Annotated in this window: 17 protein-coding genes; 15 read left to right on the plus strand and 2 right to left on the minus strand. The window is 71.4% G+C overall.

Going from position 1 to position 26226, the window contains the following annotated elements; all coding sequences use genetic code 11:
- Positions 1–26 precede the first annotated feature (26 nt).
- Entirely contained in the window at positions 27–1040 is a 1014-nt protein-coding gene (locus ABCU91_RS11385; RefSeq protein ID WP_091354808.1) for a LacI family DNA-binding transcriptional regulator, read from the minus strand.
- A 181-nt stretch (positions 1041–1221) separates the two neighbouring features.
- On the opposite strand from ABCU91_RS11385, the gene ABCU91_RS11390 reads away from it, so the two are divergent.
- The 4 genes from ABCU91_RS11390 to ABCU91_RS11405 all read left to right on the plus strand — a co-directional run bounded on the left by ABCU91_RS11390 (position 1222) and on the right by ABCU91_RS11405 (position 7238).
- Positions 1222–3243: a beta-galactosidase gene (locus ABCU91_RS11390; RefSeq protein ID WP_413353743.1), complete on the plus strand. Its 2022-nt coding sequence runs from the start codon at positions 1222–1224 to the stop codon at positions 3241–3243.
- 143 nt (positions 3244–3386) lie between these two features.
- Positions 3387–4634 (plus strand): extracellular solute-binding protein, encoded by a 1248-nt coding sequence (locus ABCU91_RS11395; protein ID WP_413353744.1) that lies wholly within the window; start codon positions 3387–3389, stop codon positions 4632–4634.
- 67 nt (positions 4635–4701) lie between these two features.
- The gene (locus tag ABCU91_RS11400) at positions 4702–6309 is read left to right on the plus strand and encodes an ABC transporter permease subunit (protein ID WP_413353745.1); all 1608 of its coding nucleotides are present in this window, start codon (positions 4702–4704) and stop codon (positions 6307–6309) included.
- Positions 6309–7238, plus strand: coding sequence for a sugar ABC transporter permease (locus ABCU91_RS11405; RefSeq protein WP_413353746.1), 930 nt, complete (start codon positions 6309–6311; stop codon positions 7236–7238). The genes ABCU91_RS11400 and ABCU91_RS11405 overlap by 1 nt, the downstream gene beginning before the upstream one ends.
- On the opposite strand, the gene rsmI is transcribed toward ABCU91_RS11405, so the two are convergent.
- Entirely contained in the window at positions 7228–8058 is an 831-nt protein-coding gene (gene rsmI / locus ABCU91_RS11410) for a 16S rRNA (cytidine(1402)-2'-O)-methyltransferase (protein WP_413353747.1), read from the minus strand. The genes ABCU91_RS11405 and rsmI overlap by 11 nt on opposite strands.
- A 23-nt stretch (positions 8059–8081) precedes the next feature.
- Between rsmI and ABCU91_RS11415 the strand changes: the two genes are divergently transcribed.
- The 11 genes from ABCU91_RS11415 to ABCU91_RS11465 are packed head-to-tail and all read left to right on the plus strand — an operon-like array spanning position 8082 to position 26159.
- Positions 8082–9674 (plus strand): dolichyl-phosphate-mannose--protein mannosyltransferase, encoded by a 1593-nt coding sequence (locus ABCU91_RS11415; protein WP_413353748.1) that lies wholly within the window; start codon positions 8082–8084, stop codon positions 9672–9674.
- Positions 9675–9700: 26 nt separating this feature from the next.
- The gene (locus tag ABCU91_RS11420) at positions 9701–10822 is read left to right on the plus strand and encodes an FHA domain-containing protein (protein ID WP_413353749.1); all 1122 of its coding nucleotides are present in this window, start codon (positions 9701–9703) and stop codon (positions 10820–10822) included.
- Positions 10819–11976: a serine/threonine-protein kinase gene (locus ABCU91_RS11425; RefSeq protein ID WP_413353750.1), complete on the plus strand. Its 1158-nt coding sequence runs from the start codon at positions 10819–10821 to the stop codon at positions 11974–11976. The genes ABCU91_RS11420 and ABCU91_RS11425 overlap by 4 nt, the downstream gene beginning before the upstream one ends.
- Before the next feature lie 30 nt (positions 11977–12006).
- Positions 12007–17901, plus strand: coding sequence for an Ig-like domain-containing protein (locus tag ABCU91_RS11430; RefSeq protein WP_413353751.1), 5895 nt, complete (start codon positions 12007–12009; stop codon positions 17899–17901).
- A 53-nt stretch (positions 17902–17954) separates the two neighbouring features.
- Positions 17955–18947 (plus strand): AAA family ATPase, encoded by a 993-nt coding sequence (locus ABCU91_RS11435; protein ID WP_413353752.1) that lies wholly within the window; start codon positions 17955–17957, stop codon positions 18945–18947.
- Positions 18944–20293, plus strand: coding sequence for a DUF58 domain-containing protein (locus tag ABCU91_RS11440; protein ID WP_413353753.1), 1350 nt, complete (start codon positions 18944–18946; stop codon positions 20291–20293). The genes ABCU91_RS11435 and ABCU91_RS11440 overlap by 4 nt, the downstream gene beginning before the upstream one ends.
- On the plus strand, positions 20290–22767 hold the full coding sequence (locus ABCU91_RS11445; protein ID WP_413353755.1) for a transglutaminase domain-containing protein: 2478 nt from the start codon (positions 20290–20292) through the stop codon (positions 22765–22767). Before ABCU91_RS11440 ends, ABCU91_RS11445 begins: the two co-directional genes overlap by 4 nt.
- Positions 22768–22815: 48 nt before the next feature.
- A complete protein-coding gene (locus ABCU91_RS11450; RefSeq protein WP_413353756.1) occupies positions 22816–24033 on the plus strand; it encodes an FHA domain-containing protein in 1218 nt (405 codons plus the stop codon).
- 2 nt (positions 24034–24035) lie between these two features.
- The gene (locus ABCU91_RS11455) at positions 24036–24881 is read left to right on the plus strand and encodes a PP2C family protein-serine/threonine phosphatase (protein ID WP_413353757.1); all 846 of its coding nucleotides are present in this window, start codon (positions 24036–24038) and stop codon (positions 24879–24881) included.
- Positions 24874–25413, plus strand: a complete 540-nt coding sequence (locus tag ABCU91_RS11460) for a hypothetical protein (protein ID WP_413353758.1) — start codon at positions 24874–24876, stop codon at positions 25411–25413. The genes ABCU91_RS11455 and ABCU91_RS11460 overlap by 8 nt, the downstream gene beginning before the upstream one ends.
- Entirely contained in the window at positions 25413–26159 is a 747-nt protein-coding gene (locus ABCU91_RS11465) for a hypothetical protein (protein WP_413353759.1), read from the plus strand. Before ABCU91_RS11460 ends, ABCU91_RS11465 begins: the two co-directional genes overlap by 1 nt.
- Positions 26160–26226: the final 67 nt, after the last annotated feature.

A 26226-nucleotide genomic window follows, 5' to 3' on the forward strand; every position in this document is an offset into this window, starting at 1 on the left:
TCATGACGGGTCCATCCCCCGGTCGCTCAGGCGCTCGCGCGCGGTACGAGCGTGGTCGGCAGCACGATGGACTGGCCGGGACCGCCGTCCACGACCTCGAGCAGCACCTCGACCATGCGCCGCGAGATCTCCGTCCACGGTTGGCGCATCGTGGTGAGCGGCGGGTCGGTGGTGGCCGCCAGCCCCGAGTCGTCGAAGCCGGCGACGGCGACGTCCTCGGGGACGCGTCGTCCGGCTTTTCGGAGAGCGGCGATCGCCCCGACGGCCATGATGTCGGATGCCGCGAACACGGCGTCGATGTCGGGCGCCCGTCGAAGGAGTCGCGTCATGGCGGCCTCGCCCGCGTCGCTGGAGTAGACATCCTGCTCGACGAGTGAGGGGTCGAAGCGCTCGCCCATCTCGTCTCGGAAGCCGACCAACCGGTAGCGGCCGCCCGGGGTGTCGTCGGGACCGGTGATGATCGCGATGCGCTCGTAACCGCGGCCGATCAGATGACGGGTCATCGCGCGCGCCGACGCCTCCTCGTCGACGGAGACGGTGGGCACGTGCGCCCGGTCGCCGAGAGGGACCCCCGTGCACACCGTCGGGACGCCGGCTTCGGTCAGCGCGGCCAGCAGCGGATTGGACTCGTGCGACGAGATGAGCAGGACGCCGTCGACGTGGCCGGCACGGACGTAGCGCTCGATGTTCGCGTACTGCGAGGGGTGCTCCGCGATGAGGAGGACGAGCGTCATGTCGCGGGCGGCGAGGGCCTCCGTCGCCCCGCGCAGCAGGAGGGCGAAGGTGGGATCGGCGAAGAGCAGGTGCTGCGGCTCGGTCAGGAGGAACGCGACGGAGTTCGCCCTGCCGGTCGCCAGGGAGCGGGCCGCGTGGCTGACGGTGTAGCCGGTCGCATGGATCGCCTCTTCGACGGCGAGGCGGGATTCCTCCGACACCCAGCGTCCGCCGTTGATGACGCGCGACACCGTCCCGTGCGACACCCCCGCGACCTCCGCGACGTCGCGGATGGTGGGACGTCTGCGTTCGGAAGGGAGAACCACGCGCTGACTCTATACCCCGGCGGCGACGGCGCCGATCACTTCTGGGACCGGTCACAGTTCGGTAACGGGGGCCGGTGGGGCGCGGCATCCGATTTACACTTCCAGACGTACCTGTTACCGGTCCCAGTCGCATCACCGCGGCACCGGTCAGCGCTTCGATCGATGAGGATGGCACCGCAGCATGACGACCCCCGCCTGGCCGCGACTGGACGGCATCGCCTATGGCGGTGACTACAACCCGGAGCAGTGGCCCCGCGAGGTCTGGGACGACGACGTGCGGCTCATGCGCGAAGCCGGCGTCACGATGGTGAGCATCGGCATCTTCTCGTGGGGTCTCCTCGAGATCCGCGAGGGCGAATTCGACTTCGCCTGGCTCGACGACATCATCGACCTCCTGCACGCGAACGGCATCGCCGTCGATCTCGGCACCCCGACCGCCTCACCCCCGGCCTGGTTCTTCGCGCAGTACCCCGAGGCCCGCGCCGTCACGAAGGACGGCGTCCCGATGGGCTTCGGCGCGCGCGGCATGGTGTCGCACTCCGCTCCCGAATACCGCACCGCGATCTCCCGCATCGCCGGAGCGCTCGCGGAGCGATACGGCGACCACCCCGCCGTCGTCCTCTGGCACATCCACAACGAATACGGCGTGCCCGTCGGAGAGGACTTCTCCCCGCACTCCGTCCGCGCCTGGCGCCTCTGGCTGCAGGAGAAGTACGGCGATGTCGCGGGGCTCAACGCCGCGTGGGGCACCGCCTTCTGGGGCCAGCACTACGAGGAGTGGGACCACGTCGGCGCGCCCGCCGCGGCTCCCTCGACGATCAACCCGTCGCAGAAGCTCGACTGGGCGCGGTTCACCGACGAGATGCTCCGCGCGTGCTTCCGCACCGAGAAGGACGCGATCCGCGCGCACGCTTCGCAGCCCATCACGACGAACTTCATGGCCAACCAGCACCACGGCGTGGACCTCTGGGCCTGGGCCGACGAGGTCGACATCATCTCGGACGACCACTATCTGTGGGCAGCCGACGAGGAGGGTGAGATCGGGCTCGCGATCGCCGCCGACCTCAGCCGCTCCGTCGGCCGCGGCAAGCCCTGGATCCTCATGGAGCACTCCACCTCCGCCGTCAACTGGCAGCCGCGGAACGTCGCGAAGCGCCCCGGCGAGATGGCCCGGAACTCCCTGAGCCACCTCGGTCGCGGAGCCGACGGCATCCTCTTCTTCCAGTGGCGCGCCGGACGCTCCGGCGCCGAGAAGTTCCACTCCGCGATGCTCCCCCACGCCGGTACCGAGTCCCGGGTCTTCCGCGAGGTCGTGGACCTCGGCGCGAAGCTCGGCCGCCTGGCCGAGGTGCAGGGGTCGCGTGTCGAGGCCGATGTCGCCGTCCTGTGGGACTTCGAGTCGTTCTGGGCGCAGGACCTCGAGTGGCGCCCCTCCGAGGACGTGAGCCACGACGAGCGCATCCGGGCTTTCTACGAGCGGCTCTGGCGCGACGACATCACCGTCGACTTCGCCCTCCCCGGTCACGACCTGTCGCGCTACCGCCTGGTCGTCGTCCCGTCGCAGTATCTGCTGACCGCAGCGGATGCCGCGAACCTCACGGCCTACGTCGCCCAGGGCGGGACGCTCGTCGTCTCCTTCTTCTCGGCCGTCGTCGACGAGAACGACGCCGTCCACCCCGGCGGCTACGGCGCCGTGCTGGCGGACGCGCTCGGAGTCCGCGTCGAGGAGCACCTGCCCCTGCGCGAAGGTCACGTCACCGGCATCCGCCTGGGCGACGGGGACGTCGCCGCCGACATCTGGCAGGAGGACCTCGTCGTCACCACCGCCGACGTCCGCGGGACCTACACCTCCGGTCCTGCGGAGGGTCGAGCCGCCGTGACGCGGAACGTCCACGGTCAGGGTGTCGGCTGGTACATCAGCACGCGACCGGATGCCGAGGGTCTCCGCGCGATCATGCGCGAGGTCTACGCCGACGCCGGGATCGAGATCCCCGCGACGCCCGACGGCGTCGAGACGATCGTCCGTCACGGATGCGACGCGGACTACCTCGTCGCCATCAACCACGGCACCCGTGAGGTGTCGCTCACGACCTCCGGAACCGACCTGCTGGCGCAGGCCGAGGTCCGGGACACGCTGGTGCTTCCGGGGGGCGACGTCGCCGTCGTCCGACTGGCGCACACAGCTCCTCGGGGGGATCGATGACCGATCGCCCCACGACGGGACACCGTCGAACGCACTGAGAGAAAACCCGTCGCGGCCACCCGGCTGCGGCGATCACACCCCGGTCGTGACGGCGCGACCTCGCAAGAGGGCCGCCGGAGCGACCACATCCGGAAGGAAGATCCATGCGCAAGATGGGTATCGGCATCGCCGCACTGGCGGCCGGCTCCCTGCTGCTGGCCGGTTGCGCCGGCGGCAGCGGCAACACCGCCCCGGCACAGTCCGAGTCCGCGGCTCCGATCGACGCCAGCGGCGTGACCCTCACCGTCTGGACGGACGAGAACCGCAAGCCCGCCATCGAGGCTGCGGCGAAGACGTTCGAGGAGGAGACCGGCGCCAAGATCGAGCTCGTCCAGAAGAACTTCGAGGACATCCGCAACGACTTCACCAACCAGGTCCCGACCGGCGAGGGCCCCGACATCACGATCGGTGCGCACGACTGGCTGGGCAGCCTCGTCCAGGCGGGTGTCGTGGCCACCGTCGACCTCGGCGAGTCCGCGGCGAACTTCGAGAAGGTCGCCACCGACGCGTTCACTTACGAAGGCCAGACCTACGCGCTGCCGTACTCGCTCGAGACCATCGCCCTCGTGCAGAACACGGACCTCGTCGGCGAGGACGCCCCCGCGACGTGGGACGACATGATCGCCGCGGCCAAGGAGGCGGGCGCCGAGCGTCCCGTCGTCATCAACACGGCCGGTCAGACCGGTGACGCGTACACGATGTACGGGTTCCAGACCTCGTTCGGCGCTCCGGTCTTCGTCCAGGACGACTCCGGCTCGTACACGGCCGAGGTCGGCATGGGCGGCGACGCCGGCGACGCCTTCGCCGAGTGGCTCGGTGAGAACGGTGAGAAGGGGTCGGGCGACATCTCGACCACGATCGACTACGACACCAACAACGAGCTGTTCGCCTCGGGCAAGGCCGCGTACACGATCCAGGGTCCGTGGGCCGTCGAGGCGCTGACCGCACAGGGCGCGAAGATCAAGGTCAACCCGATCCCCTCGGCCGGTGACGAGACCGCGTCGCCGTTCGTCGGCGTGCAGGGCTTCTACATCAGCGCCGAGAGCAAGAACGCACTGGTCGCTCAGGAGTTCCTGACGAAGTACCTCGCGACCTACGACGCGCAGAAGGCTCTGTACGAGGCCGACCCGCGCATCCCGGCCTGGTCCGACCTCGCCGAAGAGGTCTCGTCCGACCCGGTGATCGCCGGCTTCGTCGCCTCGTCGCAGAACGGCGTTCCGATGCCCAACATCCCCCAGATGGGATCGGTGTGGGACCTCTGGAACGCCGCGCAGGTGCAGATCATCAAGGGCGCCGACCCCAAGTCGACCTGGACCACCATGGTCGCCGACCTCGAGAAGACCATCGGCTGACACACTTCCGGGGGCGGGGCGGCCACGCCCCGCCCCCGGAGACCACTTTCCTCGAGAGGGAGACGACATGACGGCTCTGCAGAGCCCCACCCTGCCGGAAGAGGCACCGCCGACGGCGGAGTCCCACGCCCGGCGCTGGTCAGGCCTCGGCTGGGGCTTCCTGGTCAAGCTGGTCCTGATGGGCCTCATCAACGCGGTGGGCCTGCTGGGCATCATCGCCGCATTCCAGGCCGAGTCCTGGATCGTGTTCGGCGTCGCCGTCGCGCTGCTGCTCGCAGCCGACGTCGTCTACTTCACGAAACGCGCGCTCCCCCTCAAGTACCTGCTGCCGGGGCTGTCGTTCCTGCTCGTGTTCCAGGTGTTCATCTTCCTGTACACCGGGTACATCGCCTTCACGAACTACGGCGCCGGCCACATCGGCTCGCAGGAGCAGGCGGTCGCCGCCTCGCTCGCGCAGGGCGAGCGCCGCGTCGAGGGTGCTCCCACGCTCCCTCTCACCGTCGTCGAGCGCGACGGTGACCTCGGCTTCGCCGTCGTCGAGGACGGCCAGCTGCTGGCGGGCTCCGCCGACGACCCGCTCAGTGTGGTCGGTCCGGCCCCGGCATCCGGTGCCGCGACGGAGGTCCCGGGGTGGAACGTCGTCCCCCGCAACCAGATCATCGGCGACCAGGCGACTCAGCAGGCGGTCATCGACCTCCGTGTGCCGGTCTCGGACGACCCCAACGACGGCTCGATCCGCACCCGCGACGGGTCGAGCGGCGCCACCTACCTCTCGACGATGACGTGGGATGCCGAGTCGCAGACCATCACCGACAGCGCCACCGGCCTCGTCTACACCGCGAGCCCGACCGGCAACTTCGTCGCCGACGACGGCACGACGCTGCCGACCGGCTGGGTCGTCAACGTCGGCTTCTCGAACTTCGTGGAACTGTTCACGAACCCCGCGATCCTCGAGCCCCTCGGACTCGTGACGGGGTGGACCTTCGTCTGGGCGGTCCTGTCCGTACTCATCCCGTTCGCGATGGGTCTGATCTTCGCTCTCATCTTCAACGACCCGCGCGTGCGCGGTCGGAAGATTCTCCGGACGCTGTTCATCCTCCCGTACGCGTTCCCGGCCTTCATGTCCGCGCTGCTGTTCCGCGGCATGTTCAACGCCGAGTTCGGCGTGATCAACGAGTTCTTCTTCGGCGGCCAGAACATCGACTGGCTCGGCGATCCGTGGCTGGCCCGGGCCGCCGTGCTGTTCGTCAACGTCTGGCTCACGTACCCGTACTACTTCCTCGTGTGCACCGGCGCCCTCCAGGCGCTCCCCCAGGACGCGCTCGAAGCGGCGTCGATCGACGGGGCGGGCCGGTTCCGTCAGCTGCGCTCGATCATCCTGCCCCTCGTGTTGGTCTCGACGGCACCGCTGCTGATCTCGTCGTTCGCGTTCAGCTTCAACAACTTCACGATCATCTACATGTTCAACAACGGCGGTCCGGCCATCCCCGGAGCGCCGTATGCGCTCGGCTACACCGACATCCTGATCTCGGCGATCTACGACATCTCCGGCGTCTCAGGGGGCGCAGCCGACTACGGCCTCGCCAGCGCCCTGTCGATCCTCGTGTTCATCGTCGTGGGCGTCGTATCGGCCCTCGCGTTCCGTCAGACCAAGAAGCTCGAGGAGTACCAGTGATGTCCGCTCCCTCCACCGCCGCGAACACCGCGACGATCACGACCGGTTCCTCCGCGACACGTACCGCCGCCCTCCGTCCTGCTCAGCGCAAGCGCTGGGTGCTCGAGGTCGGTTGGAAGTACCTCGTGGCCGCCGGCATCCTCTTCTACGCGATGTTCCCGCTCGTCTACATCCTGTCGGCGTCGTTCAACCCGAACGGCACCCTGTCGGCGGCGAACGCGCTGTTCTCGGTCATCGACATCGGCAACTACACGGCACTGTCGGGCACGAGCTACTGGGCCTGGTACGGCAACACGCTCATCGTGGGCGGGGCCTCGGCGGCCGGGGCCGTCCTCATGGGTGCGGCGGCCGCGTACGCGTTCTCGCGCTTCCGCTTCACCGGACGACGGATCAGCCTGACGGCGCTCCTCATCGTCCAGATGTTCCCGCAGGCGCTCGCGTTCGTCGCGATCTTCCTCATGCTGCTGACCCTCGGCGAGGTGTTCCCCGTCCTCGGGCTCAACTCCAAGATCGCCCTCATCTGCGTCTACCTCGGTGGCGCGCTGGGCGTGAACACGTTCCTGATGTACGGGTTCTTCAACACGATCCCGATGGAGATCGACGAATCGGCCAAGATCGACGGCGCGACGCACGCGCAGATCTTCTGGCGCCTCATCATGCCGCTCGTGACCCCGATCCTCGCGGTCGTCGGGCTGCTCGCCTTCATCGCGGCGTTCGGCGACTACATCATCGCCAAGATCGTCCTCGTCTCGGAGGACAACTGGACCCTCGCGGTCGGCATGTTCCAGTGGGTCTCGAACCAGCTCGCCAGCAACTGGGGTCTGTTCGCCGCCGGTGCGATCCTGGCGTCGATCCCCGTGCTGGCGCTGTTCCTGTCGCTGCAGCGCTACATCGTCGGCGGTCTGACTGCCGGGTCCGTCAAGGGCTGAGCGGCTTCTTCGCCGCGACGGCGGCACGGTAGAGGTCTCGCGAGGGCAGTCCGGTCTCTCGCGAGACCTCGCCGGCGGCATCCTTCAACCGGATGCCGGAGGCCACGAGAGCCTGCACCTGGGCGACGGCGTCGTCCTCGCTGACGGCGCGGACGCTCGCTCCCTCGACCACGACGACGATCTCGCCGCGGACGCCCTGGGCGGCCCACTCCGCCAGGTCGCGGAGCGGGCCGCGGACGACCTCCTCGTGAAGCTTCGTGAGCTCGCGGCAGACGGCCGCGCGACGCTCCGCGCCGAACGCCTCCCCCATCGCGGCGAGCGTGTCGGCCAGGCGCGATGGGGCCTCGAAGAAGACCATCGTGCGGGCTTCCGAGGCGAGCGCGCCGAAGATCGTCCGCCGCTCGCCCGCTTTGCGGGGCGCGAAGCCCTCGAAGGTGAAACGGTCCGTCGGCAGGCCGGCCAGGGCGAGCGCGGTGATCACGGCGCTGGGCCCCGGGAGCGCCGTGACGTCGACGCCCTGCTCGACGGCGGCCGCGACGACCGCATAGCCGGGGTCGCTGACCGTCGGCATCCCGGCATCGCTCAGCAGCAGCACATCCTCGGTCGCAGCGAGGGCGACGAGCTCCGTGGCGCGCTGCTTCTCGTTGTGGTCGTGCAGGGCGATGAGCCTCGGCCGGTTCTCGATCCCGAGGGCCTGCAGCAGTCGCTGCGTCGTGCGGGTGTCCTCGGCGGCGACGATCGTGGCGTCCTCGAGGGCGGTCCGCAGGCGCCCGGTCGCGTCGCCCAGATTTCCGATCGGGGTCGCGGCGAGGATCAGCACCGCCCCAGCATAGGCTGGTCGCCGTGAGCTCGACCGCGGAACCGCTGCTGCCGCCGCTCCCGGTCCGTCCTCGCCTCGACGCCCGCGCGGACGCCCTGCTCCGCCGGGTGAACACTCTCCCAGCCGCGTCGTGGATCGCGCCGCTGATCGTCACGATCCTCGCCGGCATCCTGCGGTTCTGGAATCTCGGCCACCCGCACGCGATCGTCTTCGACGAGACGTACTACGTGAAGGATGCCTGGACCCAGTGGAGCCTCGGCTACGCCGCCACCTGGCCCGACGACGCCGACCAGCGCTTCGCCGACGGCGAGACCGGCATCTACGAGACGGAGCCGAGTTTCGCCGTCCACCCGCCGCTCGGGAAGTTCCTGGTCGGCGCGGGGATGGCGCTGTTCGGGCCGACGTCGTCGTTCGGCTGGCGTTTCGCGGTCGCCCTCGCGGGCACCCTCGCCGTCCTCGTCCTCTACGCGATCGCGTGGCAGCTGAGCCGCTCGATCGTCTTCAGCACGGTCGCCTCGGGACTCATGGCGATCGACGGACTCGCGATCGTCATGAGCCGGGTCGCGATCCTCGACATCCTGCTCACCCTCTTCGTCCTGCTCATGGTCTGGTTCGTCCTGCTGGACCGTCGGCGTCACCTCGATCGGCTCGCCCGAACGATGCAGCGACGGGATGCCGCGGGCCGGGCGCCGTGGTGGGGGCCGGTGCTGTGGTGGCGTCCGTGGCTGTTCGCGGCGGGCATCGCCGGCGGCGCCGCGTGCGGCGTGAAGTGGTCGGGCGCGTGGGTCCTCGGTGCGCTGGGGATCTACGCGGTCATCAGCGACGCCCTGGCTCGGCGGCGGCTCGGCGTCTTCTTCTGGCCGATGGATGCCGTCCGCCAGGGCGCGGCGACCTTCCTCGTGTTCGTTCCCGTCGCGGTCGTCGTGTACCTGTCGACCTGGATCGGTTGGCTGTCGAGCGACGGCGGCTACGGCAGGCACGCGGTCGACGCCACCCCGGCACAGGGGTTCTGGTCGTGGGTGCCCCTCCCCCTGCAGAACCTGTGGCACTACCACGAGACGATCTACACGGCGACGGCGCAGATCACCTCCTCGCACCCTTACGCGAGTCCCGCCTGGCAGTGGCCTCTCCTGCTGCGCCCGACATCGATGTACGTGGGCAACACGGCGAACGGCGTCGACGGGTGCGTGAGTGCGCGCGGCTGCATCGAGATCCTGTACTCGATGCCGAACCCGATCCTGTGGTGGCTCGGGGTCCTGGCCGTCCTGTGGCTCGCCGTGCACGGCGTCCGCACCCGCGACTGGCGCGCGGGGATCGTGCTCGTCGGTGTCGGGTCGACCTACGTGCCGTGGCTGTTCTACCCGGAGCGGACGATCTTCCAGTTCTATACGGTGCTGATCCTCCCCTTCCTGCTGCTGGCCGTCGTCTTCGCGCTCCGTACGCTCTGGGGGTCGGGGCGCCACGCGGCGGGATCGCGGCTCGCGGGCCGGCGGATCGTGCTCGCGACGGCGGCGATCGTCCTCGCCGTCTCGGTGTTCTGGTATCCGCTCTGGGCCGCGATCAGCGTGCCGATGGAGTTCTACTGGATGCACAACTGGCTTCGCGGATGGGTGTGAGTGTCAGCCATCAGTAGGCTGTGACCGTGTTCCGTTACCCCACCCCGACGCTCGCCGCCGAGGCGGGGTACGCGATCGCCGGCGATCGCTTCGCCATCCTGCTCGGTGCCGGCGTCACGGAGGGCGTGATCGCACGGCTGTGGAACGCCGCCGCGGCCGAGACCGCCGTCCTCGAGGACGTCCTCAGCGTGCTCGTCGCCGGCGGCATCCACGACCTTCCGGACTTCGCCGTGGCCGAGTTCCCCGACGACGATGCGCAGCCAGTCCGCGTCGCCGTGCGCGGTGCCGCGATCGTCGAGACCTCCGATCGCACGCGCGTGTCGGGTGCCGATGCGCGGACGTGGATCGAGACGGCGCTCGCGGGGGCCGTCGGCATCCGTCTCGCCCTCGGCACCGGACCCGCCGGCGGCGACCTGCTGCCCCTCGGCCTCGGTGTCACGCGCGCCCACGAGCTGTCATGGGGGCGACCTTTCCCCGCCGGCCGCGAACCGGATGCCGACGTCACGCCCGCCGCCGCGGGAGAGGTTCCTCCGGGCACCCTCGCGCCCGTGACTGTCGCCGTCCCCACGATCGCCCCGGCCGCCCCTGCTCCTCGCACGCCGGCGCCGGTGGCCCGCGATGAGGAGATCGACGTCCTCCAGACCATCTCGGTCGACCGCAGCCTCTTCGCACGGCTCTTCGAGGACGAGGACGACCTCGAGCTCCCCGACTTCCTGCGCGACGACGCGCGCGGCGGGGACCTTCCGGACGAGCGCACGCGGTTCGGTTCGCGACGCGGCTCGCGTCCGGCCGCACCCGCGACGTCCTACGGTCTCAGACTCCCGGGCGGCCGGACGGTCCCGCTCGACAGGCCCGTCGTCCTCGGTCGCGGGCCGCGCGCGGGTGAGCACCCCGACGCCCGCATCGAGCGGGTGTCCTCGCCGCACAAGGAGATCTCCGGGACGCACCTCGAGGCGGTCCTCGACGGGGCCACCCTGGTGGTCCGCGACCTGGGCTCCACGAACGGCACGATCGTGCGCCCGCCCACCGGTGCGGCTGCACTGCTGCGCGGAGGCGCGGCCTCCCGCGTGCCGGTCGGAACGGAGCTGGACCTCGGCGACGGTGTGACCGCCGTGTTCGACGCGCTCGAACCCTCGACGGCGGGATGATCGAGCGCGTGTCCAGCAGGCTTCCGTCTTCGCCGCCCGGGCTGTCCGGGTTCACGTACGTCCGTCCGCTGGGCGCGGGTGGCTTCGCCGACGTGTTCCTCTTCGAGCAGAACCTCCCGCGGCGCCCCGTCGCGGTGAAGGTGCTGCTGGAGGACGTGGTCGACGAGAACGTGCTGCGGATGTTCAACGCCGAGGCAGACGTGATGGCCCGCCTCAGCGCCCATCCGTCGATCCTCACGATCCACGAGGCGTCGGTGTCGGCCGACGGGCGGCCGTACCTCGTCATGGAGTACTGCCCCACCTCGCTCACGCACCGTTACCGCCGCGAGGAGATCCCCGTCGCGGAGGTCCTGCAGCTGGGCGTCAAGATCGGCTCCGCGCTCGAGACGGCGCACCGAGCGGGACTCCTGCACCGCGACATCAAGCCGTCGAACATCCTCATCACGGCGTTCGGATCGCCCGTCCTGTCCGATTTCGGGATCGCTGCCGCCGTCGAGGCCCGTCCCGACACGGAGGAGGTCTTCGCGATGTCGGTGCCGTGGTCCGCACCCGAGGTCGTCGACGAGCGCGTCTCCGGATCGATCGCCGCCGAGGTCTGGAGCCTCGGCGCCACCGTCTACTCCCTGCTGGCAGGCCGCAGCCCCTTCGAACGTCCCGGCCGGGGCCAGAACACCCGCGACCAGCTGAAGGCCCGCATCCGCAAGGCCGTCTACACGCCGATCGGGCGCGCAGACGTCCCCAGCGAACTGGATGCCGTCCTTGCGCGCGCCCTGAACCGCGACCCCGCCGCGCGGCATCCTTCCGCCGCGGCGTTCGCCCACGACCTGCAACTGATCCAGCACCGGATGGGCCTGCCGCACACGCCGCTCGAAGTCGCGGTGGACGAGTGGGCGTCCGCCGGGGCGACCGTCGACTTCGCCGACGACCAGCCACGCGGCCCGGTGCGACCCGCCGTCGAGTACGCCTCGTCCCGTCCCGCGCGACGCCGGAGTACGCCCGCACGCCGGCCCGACGAGGGCACGATCCTGGCGGGCGCGGAACCCGCATCGCGGATGCGGCGCGGCACGGTCGTCGCGCTGATCGTCGGCGCCGGCGTCCTCGTCGCCGCGGCGACCGCAGCGACGACGTTCGTCCTTCTCGGCGGAGCCGGCTGAATGGCGCGCGCGAGCACCGAGCGACCGCGCGTGCGCAGGTCGACCTGGATCGGCGCGGGCGCCGTCACGGCGGTCGTCGCCGTCGTCGGCACGCTCGCCGTCGTCTGGCCCGGCTACGACGCGCAGCAGACGCCCGTCGAGGATCCGACGGTGTGGGCGCTGCAGACCGGTGCCGGCAGCGGCTACGCCCGCGTCAACCTCGACCTCGGCGAGATCGACACCGTCAAGCAGGTCGTCAACGGCACCCAGGTCGCGCAGACCTCGGACCGCCTGTTCGTCTTCAGCGAGGGCGGCTCCGCCTTCTCCGACGTCGACCTCGCCCAGCCCGCCGATCTGACCGGTGAGGACGAGGACACGACGGCGCCGACGCCCGCGGGCACCGTCGAGATCGTGACCGCGGGGGACGCGATCGTCTACCGCACCGAGGGCGGCGGCGTCTTCGGAGCGACCCTGTCCGGCGGCGGTGCGGCCTCCCCCATCGACCCGTACGCGGAGGTCGAACGCGACGCCGACGAGCAGGCGCCGCGCTTCTCGGCATCCGCCGTCGCCGTCGACGCTGACGGCCTCGTCTACGCCTACTCAGCCGCCGAGAAGCTCATCGTCCGCGCCGACGCCGCCACCGGACGCATCGTCGGGCAGGACGAGACCCCCATCGCCCCGGTCGACGCCCAGCTGAGCGCCGTGGGCGGCCGCTGGGTCCTCTACGACGTGACGACGGGCGACGTGGCCGTCCGCGGCCGGGACGGCCTGGTGGAGACCACCCCGCTCCCCGGCGCCGTGCTGCAGCGCGCGGCGACCAGCGGCGACGCCGCCTACATCGCCGACCCGACCGGCCTCACGCGCGTTCCGATCGAGTCGGGCACCGCGGACCGCCCGGTGGAGTCCCCGGGCCTCGGCACGCCCGCCGTCCCGACGCCGTCGGGGAACACCGTCCACGCTGCATGGCTCGGGGACGGCACCGGCAGCGGCAGCCTCTGGTCCAGCGCTCGACCGGATGCGACCGTTCCCCTCGACTACGCCGGTGCCGACATCGGCGACGGCGTCGACCCGGTCTTCGTCGGCAACGGATCGAGGCTGGCCGTCAACGATCGCGGGTCGGGCTGGGTGTGGCGGGTGCCCGACGGCGCGATCGTGCCGTCGTCGCAGCAGTGGCGCCCCGAGGACACGAGCGAAGCCGCACCCGACACCGAGGACGACGTCGAGCGGGTCCTCGAACCCAAACCGCCCGTGGCCGTCGATGACGAGTTCGGGGTCCGCGCCGGCTCTGTCGCCCTGCTCCCGGTGCTGCTGAACGACCACGATCCGAACGAGGACGTCCTCAGCATCGACGTCGGCGGCTTCGACGGAGTGGATGCCGCCTTCGGCCGCGCGAGCATCACCGGCGCCGAACAGCAGATCGCCCTCGACGTCGCCCCCGACGCGACGGGCACGACGACGTTCCGATACCGCGTCACCGACGGCACGTCGTCGGGAGGACGTCTGTCGGCGTATGCGACGGTCACCGTCCGCGTGATTCCCGAGGAGGAGAACTCGCCTCCCGTCTGGTGCGGCGTCGCCGAGTGCCTCGCCACCTGGCCCGTCCTGTCGGTGGCGCCGGGCGGAACCGTGTCGGCCGACCTCCTCCGGGGCTGGGTGGATCCCGACGGCGACCCGGTCTATCTCGCCGGGATCGACGGGGCACCCTCCGTGGGGACGGCCACGACCTCCCCCGAGGGAGAGTTCACGTACCAGCATCCCGATCCGAGCGAGACGGAGGCGGCCAGCATCCCGGTCCCGGTCGTGGTCTCGGACTCGCGCGGCGCCACGACCACGCAGTCCGTCACGGTGCAGGTGACCCCCGCCCCCGACCTGCGGGCCGAGTCTTTCGCGGTGACCGGCGTGGTCGGCGAACCGCTGGACGTCGACCTGACCCCGTACGTCACCGGCGCGTCGGGTCCGCTCACGATCGGATCCCTCGTCGCGCTGGACTCCGAGCGCGCCACGGTGACGCCCACCCCTTCGGCCCTGCGCATGACCTTCACGGCACGCGAGGCGGGCTCGTACGTGGTCCAGTACTCCGTGCGCGACGGCGTGACCGAGGCATCCGCCCTCGCCCGGGTGACGGTCCGCGAACCCGCCGACACCGTCGTGACGACGCCGCCGCTCACCGCCTTCGTCCGCCCCGGCGAGGATGCGACGATCGACGTCGCGTCGGCCGCGGCGAACCCCGCCGGGCTCGTCCTCCTGCTCGAGGACGTCCGTCCCGACAGCGACCCGACGGCATCCCTCAGCGTCGACCTCGTGGGGCAGAGCCTCCTCCGCGTCAGCGGCACCACCGGCGACGGCAGGCCCGGACGCCTCGGGGTCGTCCGGTACACGCTCACCGACGGAGGTGGAGACGCGACGACCGCGGAGGGCGAGGTCACCGTCATCCTGCTGCCGGCAGGTTCCGCGGAGCAGCCGATAGCGGTCGACGACGCCGTCACCGTGCGCAGCGGTACGCAGATCGACATCCCGGTCCTGGACAACGACCGGGCGCCCGCGGGTGCACTCATCGGCATCGACCCGGGGTCCGTCGTCAACGAGACCGGTGGCGGTCTCGCCTTCGCCTCGGGACGCGTGCTCCGCTACCTCGCACCGCGCGAAGCAGGCACCTACGCCCTCACCTACACGATCTACCGGGTGGGCTTCCCCGAGGTCGTCGACACGGCGCGCGTGACCGTGACCGTCACCGGCGGCGACGACAACCGCTCCCCGGTGCCGCGCACCCTCGTCGGACGCGTCGTCGCCGGACAGTCCGTCACGATCCGCTTCGATCCGTACGCGGTCGACCCCGACGGCGACGACGTCGTGCTCGAGACGATCACCACCCAGCCGGAGCAGGGTTCCGCCGCCATCTCCGCCGACGGCCGGTCGATCGTCTACACGAGCAGCGAGGGCACGTCGGGGCAGGTGCGGTTCGGGTACCAGGTGAAGGATGCCCGTGGTGCCACCGGTGTCGGCGAGGTCCGCGTGGGCGTCATCGCCGGTCAGAGCGACCCCAGCCCCGTGACCTTCAGCGACTACGTGCAGGTGCAGGCGGGAGCCGACAGCACCGTCGTCGTCCGGCCCGCCGACAACGACGTCGATCCGTTCGGCAGCGCTCTCGAACTCACCGACGTCGTCCCGAACGCCCCCGCGGACAGCCCCGAATACGCCGCGCTGGCCGATCGAGTCAGCGTCGACGGCCCCGCCGTCACGGTCCGGGCGGGTACGGCCCTCGGGACGTTCTCCTACTCGTACGAGGTCGCCAATGCCGACGGCGACACCGCGATCGGTCTGCTGGTCGTCAAGGTCGTGCGGGACCCGGTGCCGGACCACCCCGTCGTCTCGGACACGGTGCTGACGATCGAGGACCGGGACCGGTTCCCGACCGGTGTCGACGTCCTGAGCGGACGGGTCGCCTGGACCGGCGGGGACCCGTCGTCACTGACGCTGCGCCTGTGGGGCGCCCCGGATGATCTGCGCGTGTCCGGCTGGGAGATCTCGGGCGAGCTGCCCGCGCAGAGCCGCCTCATCCCCTTCGAGGTGACCGGAACGGCTTTCGACGGCACCGAGGTCACGACGTACGGATTCCTGCGCGTTCCCGGGACGGACGAGGTGCGTCTCACGCTCCGCGCGGGGGCCGAGCCGCTCCGCGTGCGTGAGGGCGAGAGCGTCGACGCGGATCTCGCCGAGCTCGTCGCGCTTCCCGAAAACGCGACGCTCGTGCTGGACGGCACGGGGACGAAAGCGGGGGGCGCCCGCCCGGAGGCGACCTGCCGCATCCTGTCGGGCACCGTCATCCGCTACAGCGCGGGACGCGGCGCACCGTGGACCGATTCGTGCATCGTGACGGCGCGGTTGGCGGGGGGAGACACCCCGACCGTGCTGCCCGTGCCCGTGCAGATCGAGGCGGAGATCCCGCAGCCGTCGCTGCGCAGCGCATCGATCGGGGTGCGGCCGGGGCAGACGCAGACCTTCGACCTCACGCGGATGGTGCGATGGGCGGGTGCCGCCGACGAGGGGGCGCTCGAGTTCGACGTCTCGTACCGCGGCGACCAGTTCGACGTCACGCAGAAGGATGCCGTCGTGACGGTAACCGGGCGCGACGAGGCCCGTCCCGGGCGCGAGGAGGAGGTGACGGTCTCGCTGCCGAGCCATCCCGACGCCGCCGCCGCGAGCCTCATCCTCACCGTCGGCCCGTCGCCCTCGACGCTCCCCCGCGGCGGTTCCGCGGTCCAGACGTGCTCACAGGCCGACGGCACCACCTCCTGCACGATCGACGTCGTCGGCGCCGACGGCGAGGTCAATCCCCTCCCCGGCACGCCGCTTCGCGTGGTCGCCGCATCGAGCTCGGGCAACTGCGACGGCGTGCGCTTCGCGCCTGCGGGAGACCGCGCCGTCCGCGCCAGCTGGAGCTCGGATGCCGAGGGGGCGGCACGCTGTGCCGGGACCTTCGTCGTCGAGGACGCCCAGGGCCGGCAGTCCAGCGGCGACCGCAACGGCTCCATCGTCCTGGACCTGCGGGGGCTCCCCGCGAACCCGACGCGCGTCGAATGGACCGCCTACAGCGAGGACTCGGTGAGCCTCCGGGTGACATCGGATGCCGGTTCCTACCCCTCGGTCCAGGGCTATCGCATCACGACGGGCGGCCGCGAGGTCGCGACCTGCCCCGCCTCGGGTGTGTGCGCACCGATCTCCGCGCCCGTCGGCGAGCAGCGCGTGTACGAGGCGCGCGCGACGAACGACGTCGGCGCGTCCCGCGGCGCCGTCCGGACGACGGCCTGGTCGTACCGCCCGCCCGCCCGCCCCGGGTCCGCGTCGTTCCAGCCCGAGCCGAACGGGCGCGACGGCGGCGTGGCCACGATCACCGTCACAGGCCTCGACGACACGACGGGGACGGTGCGACTGTCGGGCGGAGTCGCGGGCAGCGCGACGCAGCCGGTGAGCGGAGGAACGGCGACCTTCACGGGCTACCGCGTCGGGTCGAACGAGCCCACCCAGCTCACCGCGACGCCGCTCACCGAATTCGACCTGCCTCCGATCGCGGGCGGATCGAGCGAGGGACGCGCGCTGGAGCTCTCCGCTCACGGCGTGGGTGCGCCCACCATCGAGCTGTCCGAAACGACGACGTCGAGCTCGATGACGGTGTCGGTCCGCGTCACCGGACAGAGCGCCGGGACCGAGCCGCTGTTCGGGTTCAGCGAGTCTCCCGCCTGCACTCCGAACAGCCGCTCGTCCAACCAGAGGTTCGACGCCGTCGCTTTCCAGCGCAAGACGATCTACGTCTGCGTGACGAGCACCTTCAACGGCACAGGAGGGTTCGGTGTCACGAGCGATCAGATCACCGCGCGGCCGACCGGCAGTGTCGACGCACCCCCGCGCCTGACCTACACCGTCTCCTCGAGCCCCAGCGGGAACCAGGGCTCCGGCTTCACCTACGCCGCGAGCGGACACAGCAACGCCGGCGCCCCGCCGTTCGAGGTAGCACAGCTGCGCTACCGGCTCAACGGTCGAGCCGTGGACGCGTTCGTGCCGCGACTCAACCAACCCGGCGACCGCTGGGGCGCCGTCTGGTGCGACACGTTCCTCGGGTTCGACGCGGAATGCTCCGGCGAGACGCCCATCGAGCCTGCGTCCGGAAGCGCGGATTGGCCCGTGTACGTCGCCACCGACGACATCCCCTCCTGCCGATCCGACGAGGCGGTACGGGACTGGTTCCCCCGCGGCATCGGGCGCAATGTCGCGACCGTCGAGACGAGCGTGCTACCCGGTGACCTCGGCCCGGTGTCGGTCACGTATACGATCCGTTGGACGGGCGCGCTCGCGGAGCTGCAGAGCCCTCCGGGTATCACCGTCGACTGCCGCCAGATCGCGCCGCCGGATCCCGAGCCGGAGCCCGATCCCGAGGCCCCGGCGGGCTGAATCGCCCCCGCCGCCGAGATCACCAAGAACACCCGTTCTTCGAGAGGAACACGATGACGATCACCCAGGAGCAGAGCGCCTGGTTCGCCGAGACCTTCACCTCGCTCGTCGACAACGTCGAGCAGGTCGTGCTCGGTAAGCGCCACGTCATCGAGCTGGCCTTCACCGCCATGGTGTCCGAGGGCCACCTGCTCCTGGAGGACTACCCCGGCACGGGCAAGACCTCGCTGGCGCGGGCGATGGGACGTTCGGTCCAGGGGACGAGCTCCCGCATCCAGTTCACACCGGACCTCCTCCCGGGCGATGTCACCGGCATCACCGTCTACGACCAGCGGCGCGGCGAGTTCGAGTTCCACCAGGGCCCGATCTTCGCCAACATCGTCCTCGCCGACGAGATCAACCGCGCGTCCCCCAAGACGCAGTCCGCCCTCCTCGAGGTGATGGAGGAAGGGCACGTGACCGTCGACGGCATCACCCGGGACGTGGGTGTCCCCTTCCTCGTCGTCGCCACGCAGAACCCGGTGGAGCAGGCCGGAACGTACCGGCTGCCCGAAGCCCAGCTCGACCGGTTCCTCATGAAGACCTCGCTCGGCTACCCCGATCACGCCGCGACCCTGCGGATCCTCGAGGGTTCCGGCGAGGCATCCCGCGACGTGGCGCCCGTCGTCACTCCGCAGGGCGTGGTCAGCATGGCCGACATCGCGCGCGGGGGGTATCTCGCGCCGCTCGTCCTGGACTACATCGCGCGCCTGGTCGAGGCGACCCGTCTCGCCCGCGAGGTTCGTCTCGGCGTGAGCGTCCGCGGCGCGCTCGCTCTCACGAAGGCCTCCCGGACGTGGGCCCTGGCCCACGGGCGAACCTACGTGACCCCCGACGACATCAAGGCGCTCGCGGTCCCCGTTCTCGCCCACCGCCTCATCCTCGACCCCGAGGCCGAGTTCGACGGCGTGACCGCCGAGGCCGTCATCGGGCAGGTCCTTCTGGACGTCGTCCCGCCGTCGCAGCAGGAGCGCGCGGACGACCGTCGTCAGCGAGAGAACGTGTGAGCTCGTCGACCGAGTCCCGTCTCACCCGGACCTCGGGGACGACGGGGTACACCCGCACCCGTTTCGGCTCGGAGCGTTCGGCGGCCGTGCTCGCCGTTCGCGGTGTCCAGGGCTGGCGGCGGCTCCGCCGCGCCGTCGCCCGTGCCGCGCGGAACACCGCTGAGACCGTCGCGCCCGCGGGCTGGGTCGTCGTCGCGGTGGCGGTCGTGGGACTCGGCTTCGGGCTCGGATTCGGACTGCTCGAATTCGCCGTCGCAGGCGGCGCGGCTCTTCTGCTCCTTGCTCTGTCCGTCCCGTTCCTCTTCGGGGCGCGGGCCTACCAGGTCACCCTCCGCCTGGCCCATGACCGCGTCGTGGCGGGAACCCCGGTCGAGGGCGCTCTCGTCGTCACGAACGTCGGCAGGCGCACGGCGCTCCCCGGCAGGGTCGATCTGCCGGTCGGTGACGGCCTCGTCGACGTGCACGTGCCGCTTCTGCGTCCAGGGCACGAGCTCTCCGAGACCGTCGTCATCCCGACGCAGCATCGTGGCGTCATCACGGTCGGTCCCGCGCGCACCGTCCGCGGCGACCCTCTCGGCATCCTCACCCGCGAAGCAACCTGGCAGGACACGCACACGCTCTACGTGCACCCCGTGACGACCGCGCTCCGCAGTTCCGCGGCCGGCCTCATCCGCGACCTCGAGGGCAGCCCCTCCCGCACCATCGTCGACGCGGACTTCTCGTTCCACGCGCTGCGCCCCTACGCCCCCGGAGACTCCCCCCGCCAGGTGCACTGGAAGTCGACGGCGAAGACCGGCGCCATGATGGTGCGTCAGTACGAGGAGACCCGGCGCTCCCGCATGATCCTCGTCCTCGCCCTCGGCGCCGACGAATACGCCGACGAGGACGAGTTCGAGCTCGCCGTCAGCGCTACGGCATCCATCGGCGTCCGCGGCATCCGCGACGGGCGCGACGTCGACGTCGTCGCGGGGTCGGAGATCCCCGAGTTCGCGCGCAGCCGGATGCGGACCTTCCGCACTCTCACGACCATCTCCAGCCGAACCCTCCTCGACGACCTGGCCGGCATCGAGCGCGGCGAGAACCCGAGTCGGCTGCGCGAGGTCGCGGCGCTCGCCTCGGGACGTCATCCGGATGCCTCGATCGCCTTCCTCGTGTGCGGTTCGGCCCCCACTCCCACCCAACTGCAGAGCGCAGCCCTCGCGTTCGGTTCCGAGGTCGCCGTCGTCGCCCTCGTGTGCGCGCCGACCGCGGCCCCCGGCATCCGGCGCCTCGGGAGCATGACGGTCATCTCCATCGGTCTGCTCGAAGACCTCCGGCAGCTCCTGGCACGGGGCGGGCGATCATGACCGCCGCACCGACCCGTCGCGACGCCCGTCGGCGCCGGGGATCCTCGCGCCTCGGCTTCTACGTCGGTCAGGCGGTCGTCATCGACCTGCTCCTGGCGGTGGGCGCGATCGCTGCCTGGCCCATCTATCGCAGCACGGCCTTCATCGTGGTCGTTTCGGCGGGCATCGCCGCGGGCCACGGCGTGGCCGCCATGGGCGCCCGGTGGCGCTGGTCGGGCTGGTGGGTCGCGCTCGCGGCACTCGGCGCATACCTGGCCCTGGGCGTGCCCGTCGCAGCCGCCGGATCCCTCTCCTCGGCCGACGCCGCCCTCCGGGCGCTGGTGAGCGTCGCGACAGCCCCCGTGACCGGGTGGAAGGACCTCCTCACCCTCGACCTGCCTCTCGGCAGCTACCAGGCGACCCTCGCGCCCACCCTGCTGCTCTTCTTCGGCAGCGCCGTCGCGGCTCTCTCGATCGCCTGGCGGGGAACGAGATGGTGGATGCCTGCGGTCGCCGTGGCGCTCGTGCCCGCCGTCTTCGGGGTCGTCTTCGGCGCCCGCTCGCTCGCCGCGCCCCTGCGCGTCGGTCCGGTGGCGGTTCAGCCCGAGACGCTGGTGGGCGTCGCTGCCCTCGTGACCGCTCTCGTCGCGGTCATCTGGCGGAGGGCCGACGAACGCCGTCGGGCTCTCGCGACAGCGAGCGCTGCGACCGGGGTCGTCCGGGGACCCGGTGGCCGCCGACGGGGCAGCGCGGCACGTGCCGCGACGGCGGTCGGGATGGTCGTCGTCGCGATCGCGGCCGCCGCCGCCTGGGGCCCGTGGGCTCTCGCCGACCAGCCCCGGTCGGTCGCGCGGAGCGTCGTCGACCCGATCCTCGAACTCGAACGGGCACCGAGTCCGCTTGCCGCCTACCGCGCGTCGTTCACCGATGAACGGTACGACGAGACGCTGTTCACTGTGACGGCGTCGACGGGGATCGATCGCGTGCGACTCGCGACGCTCCCGTTCTACGACGGTCGCACCGTCCGGGCGGTCGACCCGGCCACGGGCACCACGGACCCGCTGACCTCCTTCACCCGGGTTCCCTCGAGCCTCGACGAGAGTGCGGCCGGCACCGCCGTCGTCACGGTGCGGATGGGCACCGGCACCGGCATCTGGGTTCCGACCATCGGCACCCTCCGGGCGATCGCGTTCGAGGGACCGCGTGCGGCCGACCTCGCCGACGGGTTCTTCCACAACGCGGCGACCGGAGGCGCCATCGAGATCGCCGACCCCGGGCTCGCCGAGGAAGACGCGTACCGGCTCGAAGTCGCCCCGGAGCCCGCCGCAGCACCCGTGGCATCCCTCGTTCCGTCGCGCACCGGATCGTCACTGCCGGCCGACGTCGTCCCGGCGTCGCTGACGGAATGGATCGAGGCGCAGCAGGCGGGAGCGGGAGGGAGCGGACTCGAGACGCTGCTCGACCGGCTGCGCTCGCGCGGCTACCTGAGCCACGCGCTGCAGCTGACCCCGGGTCAGACCCCGTCGTGGCTGCAGGACCTCGGCGAGGGCGGCTTCCAATCGTCGCGAGCCGGTCACTCCGCGGACCGGATCGGTGCGCTCTTCACTCAGCTCCTGGACCGCGAGGCGGAGGCGCCCGGCCGTTCCGATGCCGACCTCGTGGCCGCCGTGGGCGACGACGAGCAGTTCGCGGTCGCCGGGATGCTCATCGCCGATCAGCTCGGCTTCGACGCCCGCGTCGTGGTCGGCACCCGCCTCGCGTCCGCCGAGGACCTGCCGGTGTGCGACGAGGGCACCTGTCGCGGCGGGGATCTCGCCGCGTGGATCGAGGTGCAGGATGCCGCGGGCCGGTGGACTCCGATCGACGTGACGCCGCAGCACGAGAGCTTCCCCTCCCCCGACCTCGAACAGCGACGCGATCCCGAGAACCCGACGGACGTCCGACGGGACGAGGCCGAGCCGGTCCTGCCCGCCGACGCGTCTCCCGCCGACGGCGACCGCACGGCGCAGGATGCGCCGGAAGAGCAGGCGGACCTCTCCGCGCTCTGGACGGCGGTCCGCATCGGCGGCATCTCCCTGCTCGCCGTCGTCGTCCTCGTCGGCCCGCTCGTCACGGTTCTCGCGATCAAGGCGCTTCGACGACGCGGCAGACGGCGCCGCCCCGATGTCGCCGGACGGTTCACCGGCGGCTGGGAGGAGTACGTCGACACAGCGGTCGACCACGGATACCCCGCGCCGGCGCATCTCACGCGGCAAGAGCTCGCGCTCCTGTTCGCGCAGGGTACCGCAGGGGGCGCCGGAACACGGCTGGCGACGTGGGCCGACCGCTCGGTGTTCGATGTGGCTCCTCCGACGACGGAGGAGAACGAGGAGTTCTGGCGGATCGTGGCGGCCGAGCGTTCCCGGTTCGCGGCCGACAAGGGCTTCTGGGCGCGACTGCGGGCGCGACTGTCGCTGCGCTCATTGCTGCCGCGCGCACGGCCTCGGCGCCGATAGGGTGTGCGATGCGGGACCGAGGGAACCGATGACGGAGGACGAGGACAGATGCAGAGCGTGACGACGGGGAGCGTGCTCCCGATCGCCGAAGACGCCGCCGGATCGTTGGCGGGTGTCGCAGCGGTGTCACTCGTCGCCGTCGTGATCCAGCTGATCGCAGCGGTCGGCGTGTACGTCTGGGGGTCGATGGCGCTCGCGGCCGTCTTCCGCAAGACGGACCGTCCGCCCGGTCGGGCCTGGGTCCCGGTGTGGAACCTCTGGCTGCTGTTCGAACTCGCCGGGATGAAGGGCTGGTGGGCTGCCGTCCTGGTGGGCAGCGGCATCCTGACCGTCATCCTGTCGACGGTGACGGCGTCGCTGTTCGCTCAGTCCGCGCAGAACGCCGCGTTCGGCGGGGGCGGAGACGCCTCGGGCGCCCTCCTGGCCGCGGCCGTCGTCCCGGTCGTCTTCTTCCTGGTGTTCGCCGCGGCCGCCGTGATCCTGATGCTGCGCATGATGGGTCCCCTCAACCGCGGCTTCGGCCGCGGCGGCGGGTTCGTCGTGCTCGGCGCCCTGCTCCTCCCCGTCTGGGCCTCGGTGATCGGGTGGGGTTCGGCGACCTGGCAGGGCATCCCTCGGGGCGGGATCCCGCCGACTCCGTTCGCCGCGCCCCCCGCTGCCCCGACCGCCGCGCCCGTGGCCGCCGACACCACCGCCTTCGCGCCGCCGCCCGCTCCCGCCCCGGCCGCTCCCGCACCGCCGATCGCATCCCCGACCCCCGTCGCGGTGCCCCTGCAGCCGGGCGCGCCGGTACCGACGAATCCCTGGTCCCCGCCGCCGCTCGCGGCCACGACGCCGGCCGCCGCTCCGATCATCGCCGCTCCCGTCGCACCGTCGTTCGACGCGGCGCCGGCCGCCGAGACCGGGATCGAGGAGCACACCGTCCTCGCCGCGCACCGCCGGCCGAGCGCCACGCTCCGGCTGCCGACCGGGCAGACCGTCGCGCTCACCGCCGCCGTGGTCGTGCTCGGCCGCAACCCCGCACCGCCGGCCGACGAGCCGGGGGCGCAATCCGTAGCGATCGACGACGCGACCCGTACGGTCTCGAAGACCCACGCGCTCCTGTGCCGCACGGATGACGGCTGGACCATCACCGACCTCTCGTCCACGAACGGCGTTCTCGTGGGCGACAGCGAGTCCGAGATCCCGGTCGGGACGCCGACTCCCCTGGCCGGCCGGTTCCTCCTCGGCGACGCCGAACTCACCCTCGACGCAGGTACGCGATGACGATGCGCGAACCTTCACCTCTCCCGTTCGAGGTCATCAGCGGTGCCCTCACCGACACGGGGCTCCGCCGTCGCGTAAACGAGGACTCGCACCTCGCGAGCTTCCCCGTCTTCGTCGTCGCCGACGGGATGGGCGGCCACGAGGCGGGCGATCTCGCCTCCGCCGCCGTGATCGATGCATTCCGCGGCTTCGTGGGCCGCGGCGACGTGACGCCCCAAGAGGTCGCCGACGCGGTCCACGCCGCGCATGCGTCGGTCGGCGCGATCTCGCGCCGGACGACGCGCGGCGCGGGGTCGACGCTCACCGGCATCGTGGCGGTCCAGCAGAACGGCGAGAACCGCTGGCTCGTCGTCAACGTCGGGGACTCCCGTGTGTACCGGCTGCTGTCCGAGCGTCTGGAGCAGCTCACCGTCGACCACTCGGTCGCGCAGGAGATGGTGGATGCCGGCCGGCTGGCCCGCGAGGACATGTCGTCGTTCGAGGGACGCAACGTCATCACGCGAGCCGTCGGCGGCGAGCAGAGCCCCGCCGACTTCTGGCTCCTGCCCGTGGTCACCGGCGAGCGCCTGCTCGTGTGCTCGGACGGTCTCTCCGGCGAGATCACGGACGAGGCGATCCGCGCCGGGCTCCTCTCGGGAGCCTCCCCCGCTCAGACGACCGGCGCGCTCATCTCGCAGGCCCTGGCTCACGGTGGTCGCGACAACGTCACGGCGATCGTCGTGGACGTGGTGGGCGGCGGCATCCATCCCCGGCTCGAAGACACGACGGGCGGCCTCGTCACGAGCGAACCCGCCTCCGGCACGATCGAGGTCGAGACGGTCCCCTCCCGCCGGAGACGTCATGACTGATCCGGTCGACGACCGCACTCATCGCGCCGACCACGACGACCTCGACGACGAGACCCTGCTCGCTTCGCGACACGCCCCGGACGACCAAACGCTTCTGGTCGAGCGGCGGTCACCTGATGACGAGACCTTGCTCGCGGCGCGCCGCACGCCCGACGATGAGACGCTCCTCGCCGAGCGACGGGCCGACGACGCGACGCTCCTCGCCGAGCGACGTGTCGACGAGGAGACCCGGGTGGCCGAACGGCGGGAGGCATCCGATCCCCCCGGGCGCGGTGTCGTCCACGGGCGGGCGGACACGCCCCGCTCCGCCTCGGCGGCGGGGACCCTGGCTTCCCGCGCGGTCTACGCGCCTCGTGGCGGCGAGGCACCGCCGGCGATCACCCGCGCACCGGTCGCACCGCCGACCGCGCCGACCCCCGCGCCGGCGGCACGTCCGCGCCGCGGTGGTCTCATCGCGATCGCGGTCGTCGGCGTGACGCTCGTCGCCGGCGCCGTGTGGGGGATCATCCAGATCGTTCAAGGGGGCATGTGATGAGAGAAGACGTCGAGTTGACAGCCGAGACGGATGCCGCCGAGCTCGGCATCGAGTTCTGCGGTGAGTGGTTCCACCCGACGCCGGGCCAGACGTACTCGATCGGACGCGACGCCGATCTCGTGATCGACACGAACCCGTACCTGCACCGACGGCTGCTCGAGATCGAGTCCTCCCAGGGCATGTGGTGGCTCACCAACACGGGGCGATCGATCTCCGTCGCCCTGGCGACCTCGGACGGCGCCTACCAGGCGATGCTCGGTCCCGGCACCCGGGTGCCGCTCGTCTTCCCCGAGCTGATCGTCATGTTCACGGCCGGGGCCTACACGTACGAATTCACGATCCGCAACGGAGCCGCTCGGTTCACGGGCCGGATCACGGGGCTCGACGGCGACAGCACCGACGGGGGCACGACCATCGGCGCGGTCCCTCTGACGGCCAGTCAGCGTCTCCTCCTGATCGCGCTCTGCGAGCCGATCCTGCGCGGCGGGATGATGGGCTCGAGCCAGATCCCGACGTCCGCGAAGGCCGCGGAACGGCTCGGGTGGCCGCTGACGACCTTCAACCGCAAGCTCGACAACGTGTGTGACAAGTTCGACCGCGAGGGCGTCCAGGGGCTCCGCGGCGGCGTCGGCAAGCTGGCCACCAATCGGCGCGCACGCCTCGTCGAGCACGCGATCCTCTCGCGCCTCGTGACGGCGGCCGACCTGCCGCTGCTCGACGAACCGCAGAACACCGACCGCTGAGCCTGCGGCGGCGCGCGGCGGGCCCGACACGCGCGGGCGCCCGCCGGCATCCGCCCGCGCGATAGCA

It is taken from the genome of Microbacterium phoenicis (genome assembly GCF_047302325.1).
Classification (GTDB): Bacteria; Actinomycetota; Actinomycetes; order Actinomycetales; family Microbacteriaceae; genus Microbacterium.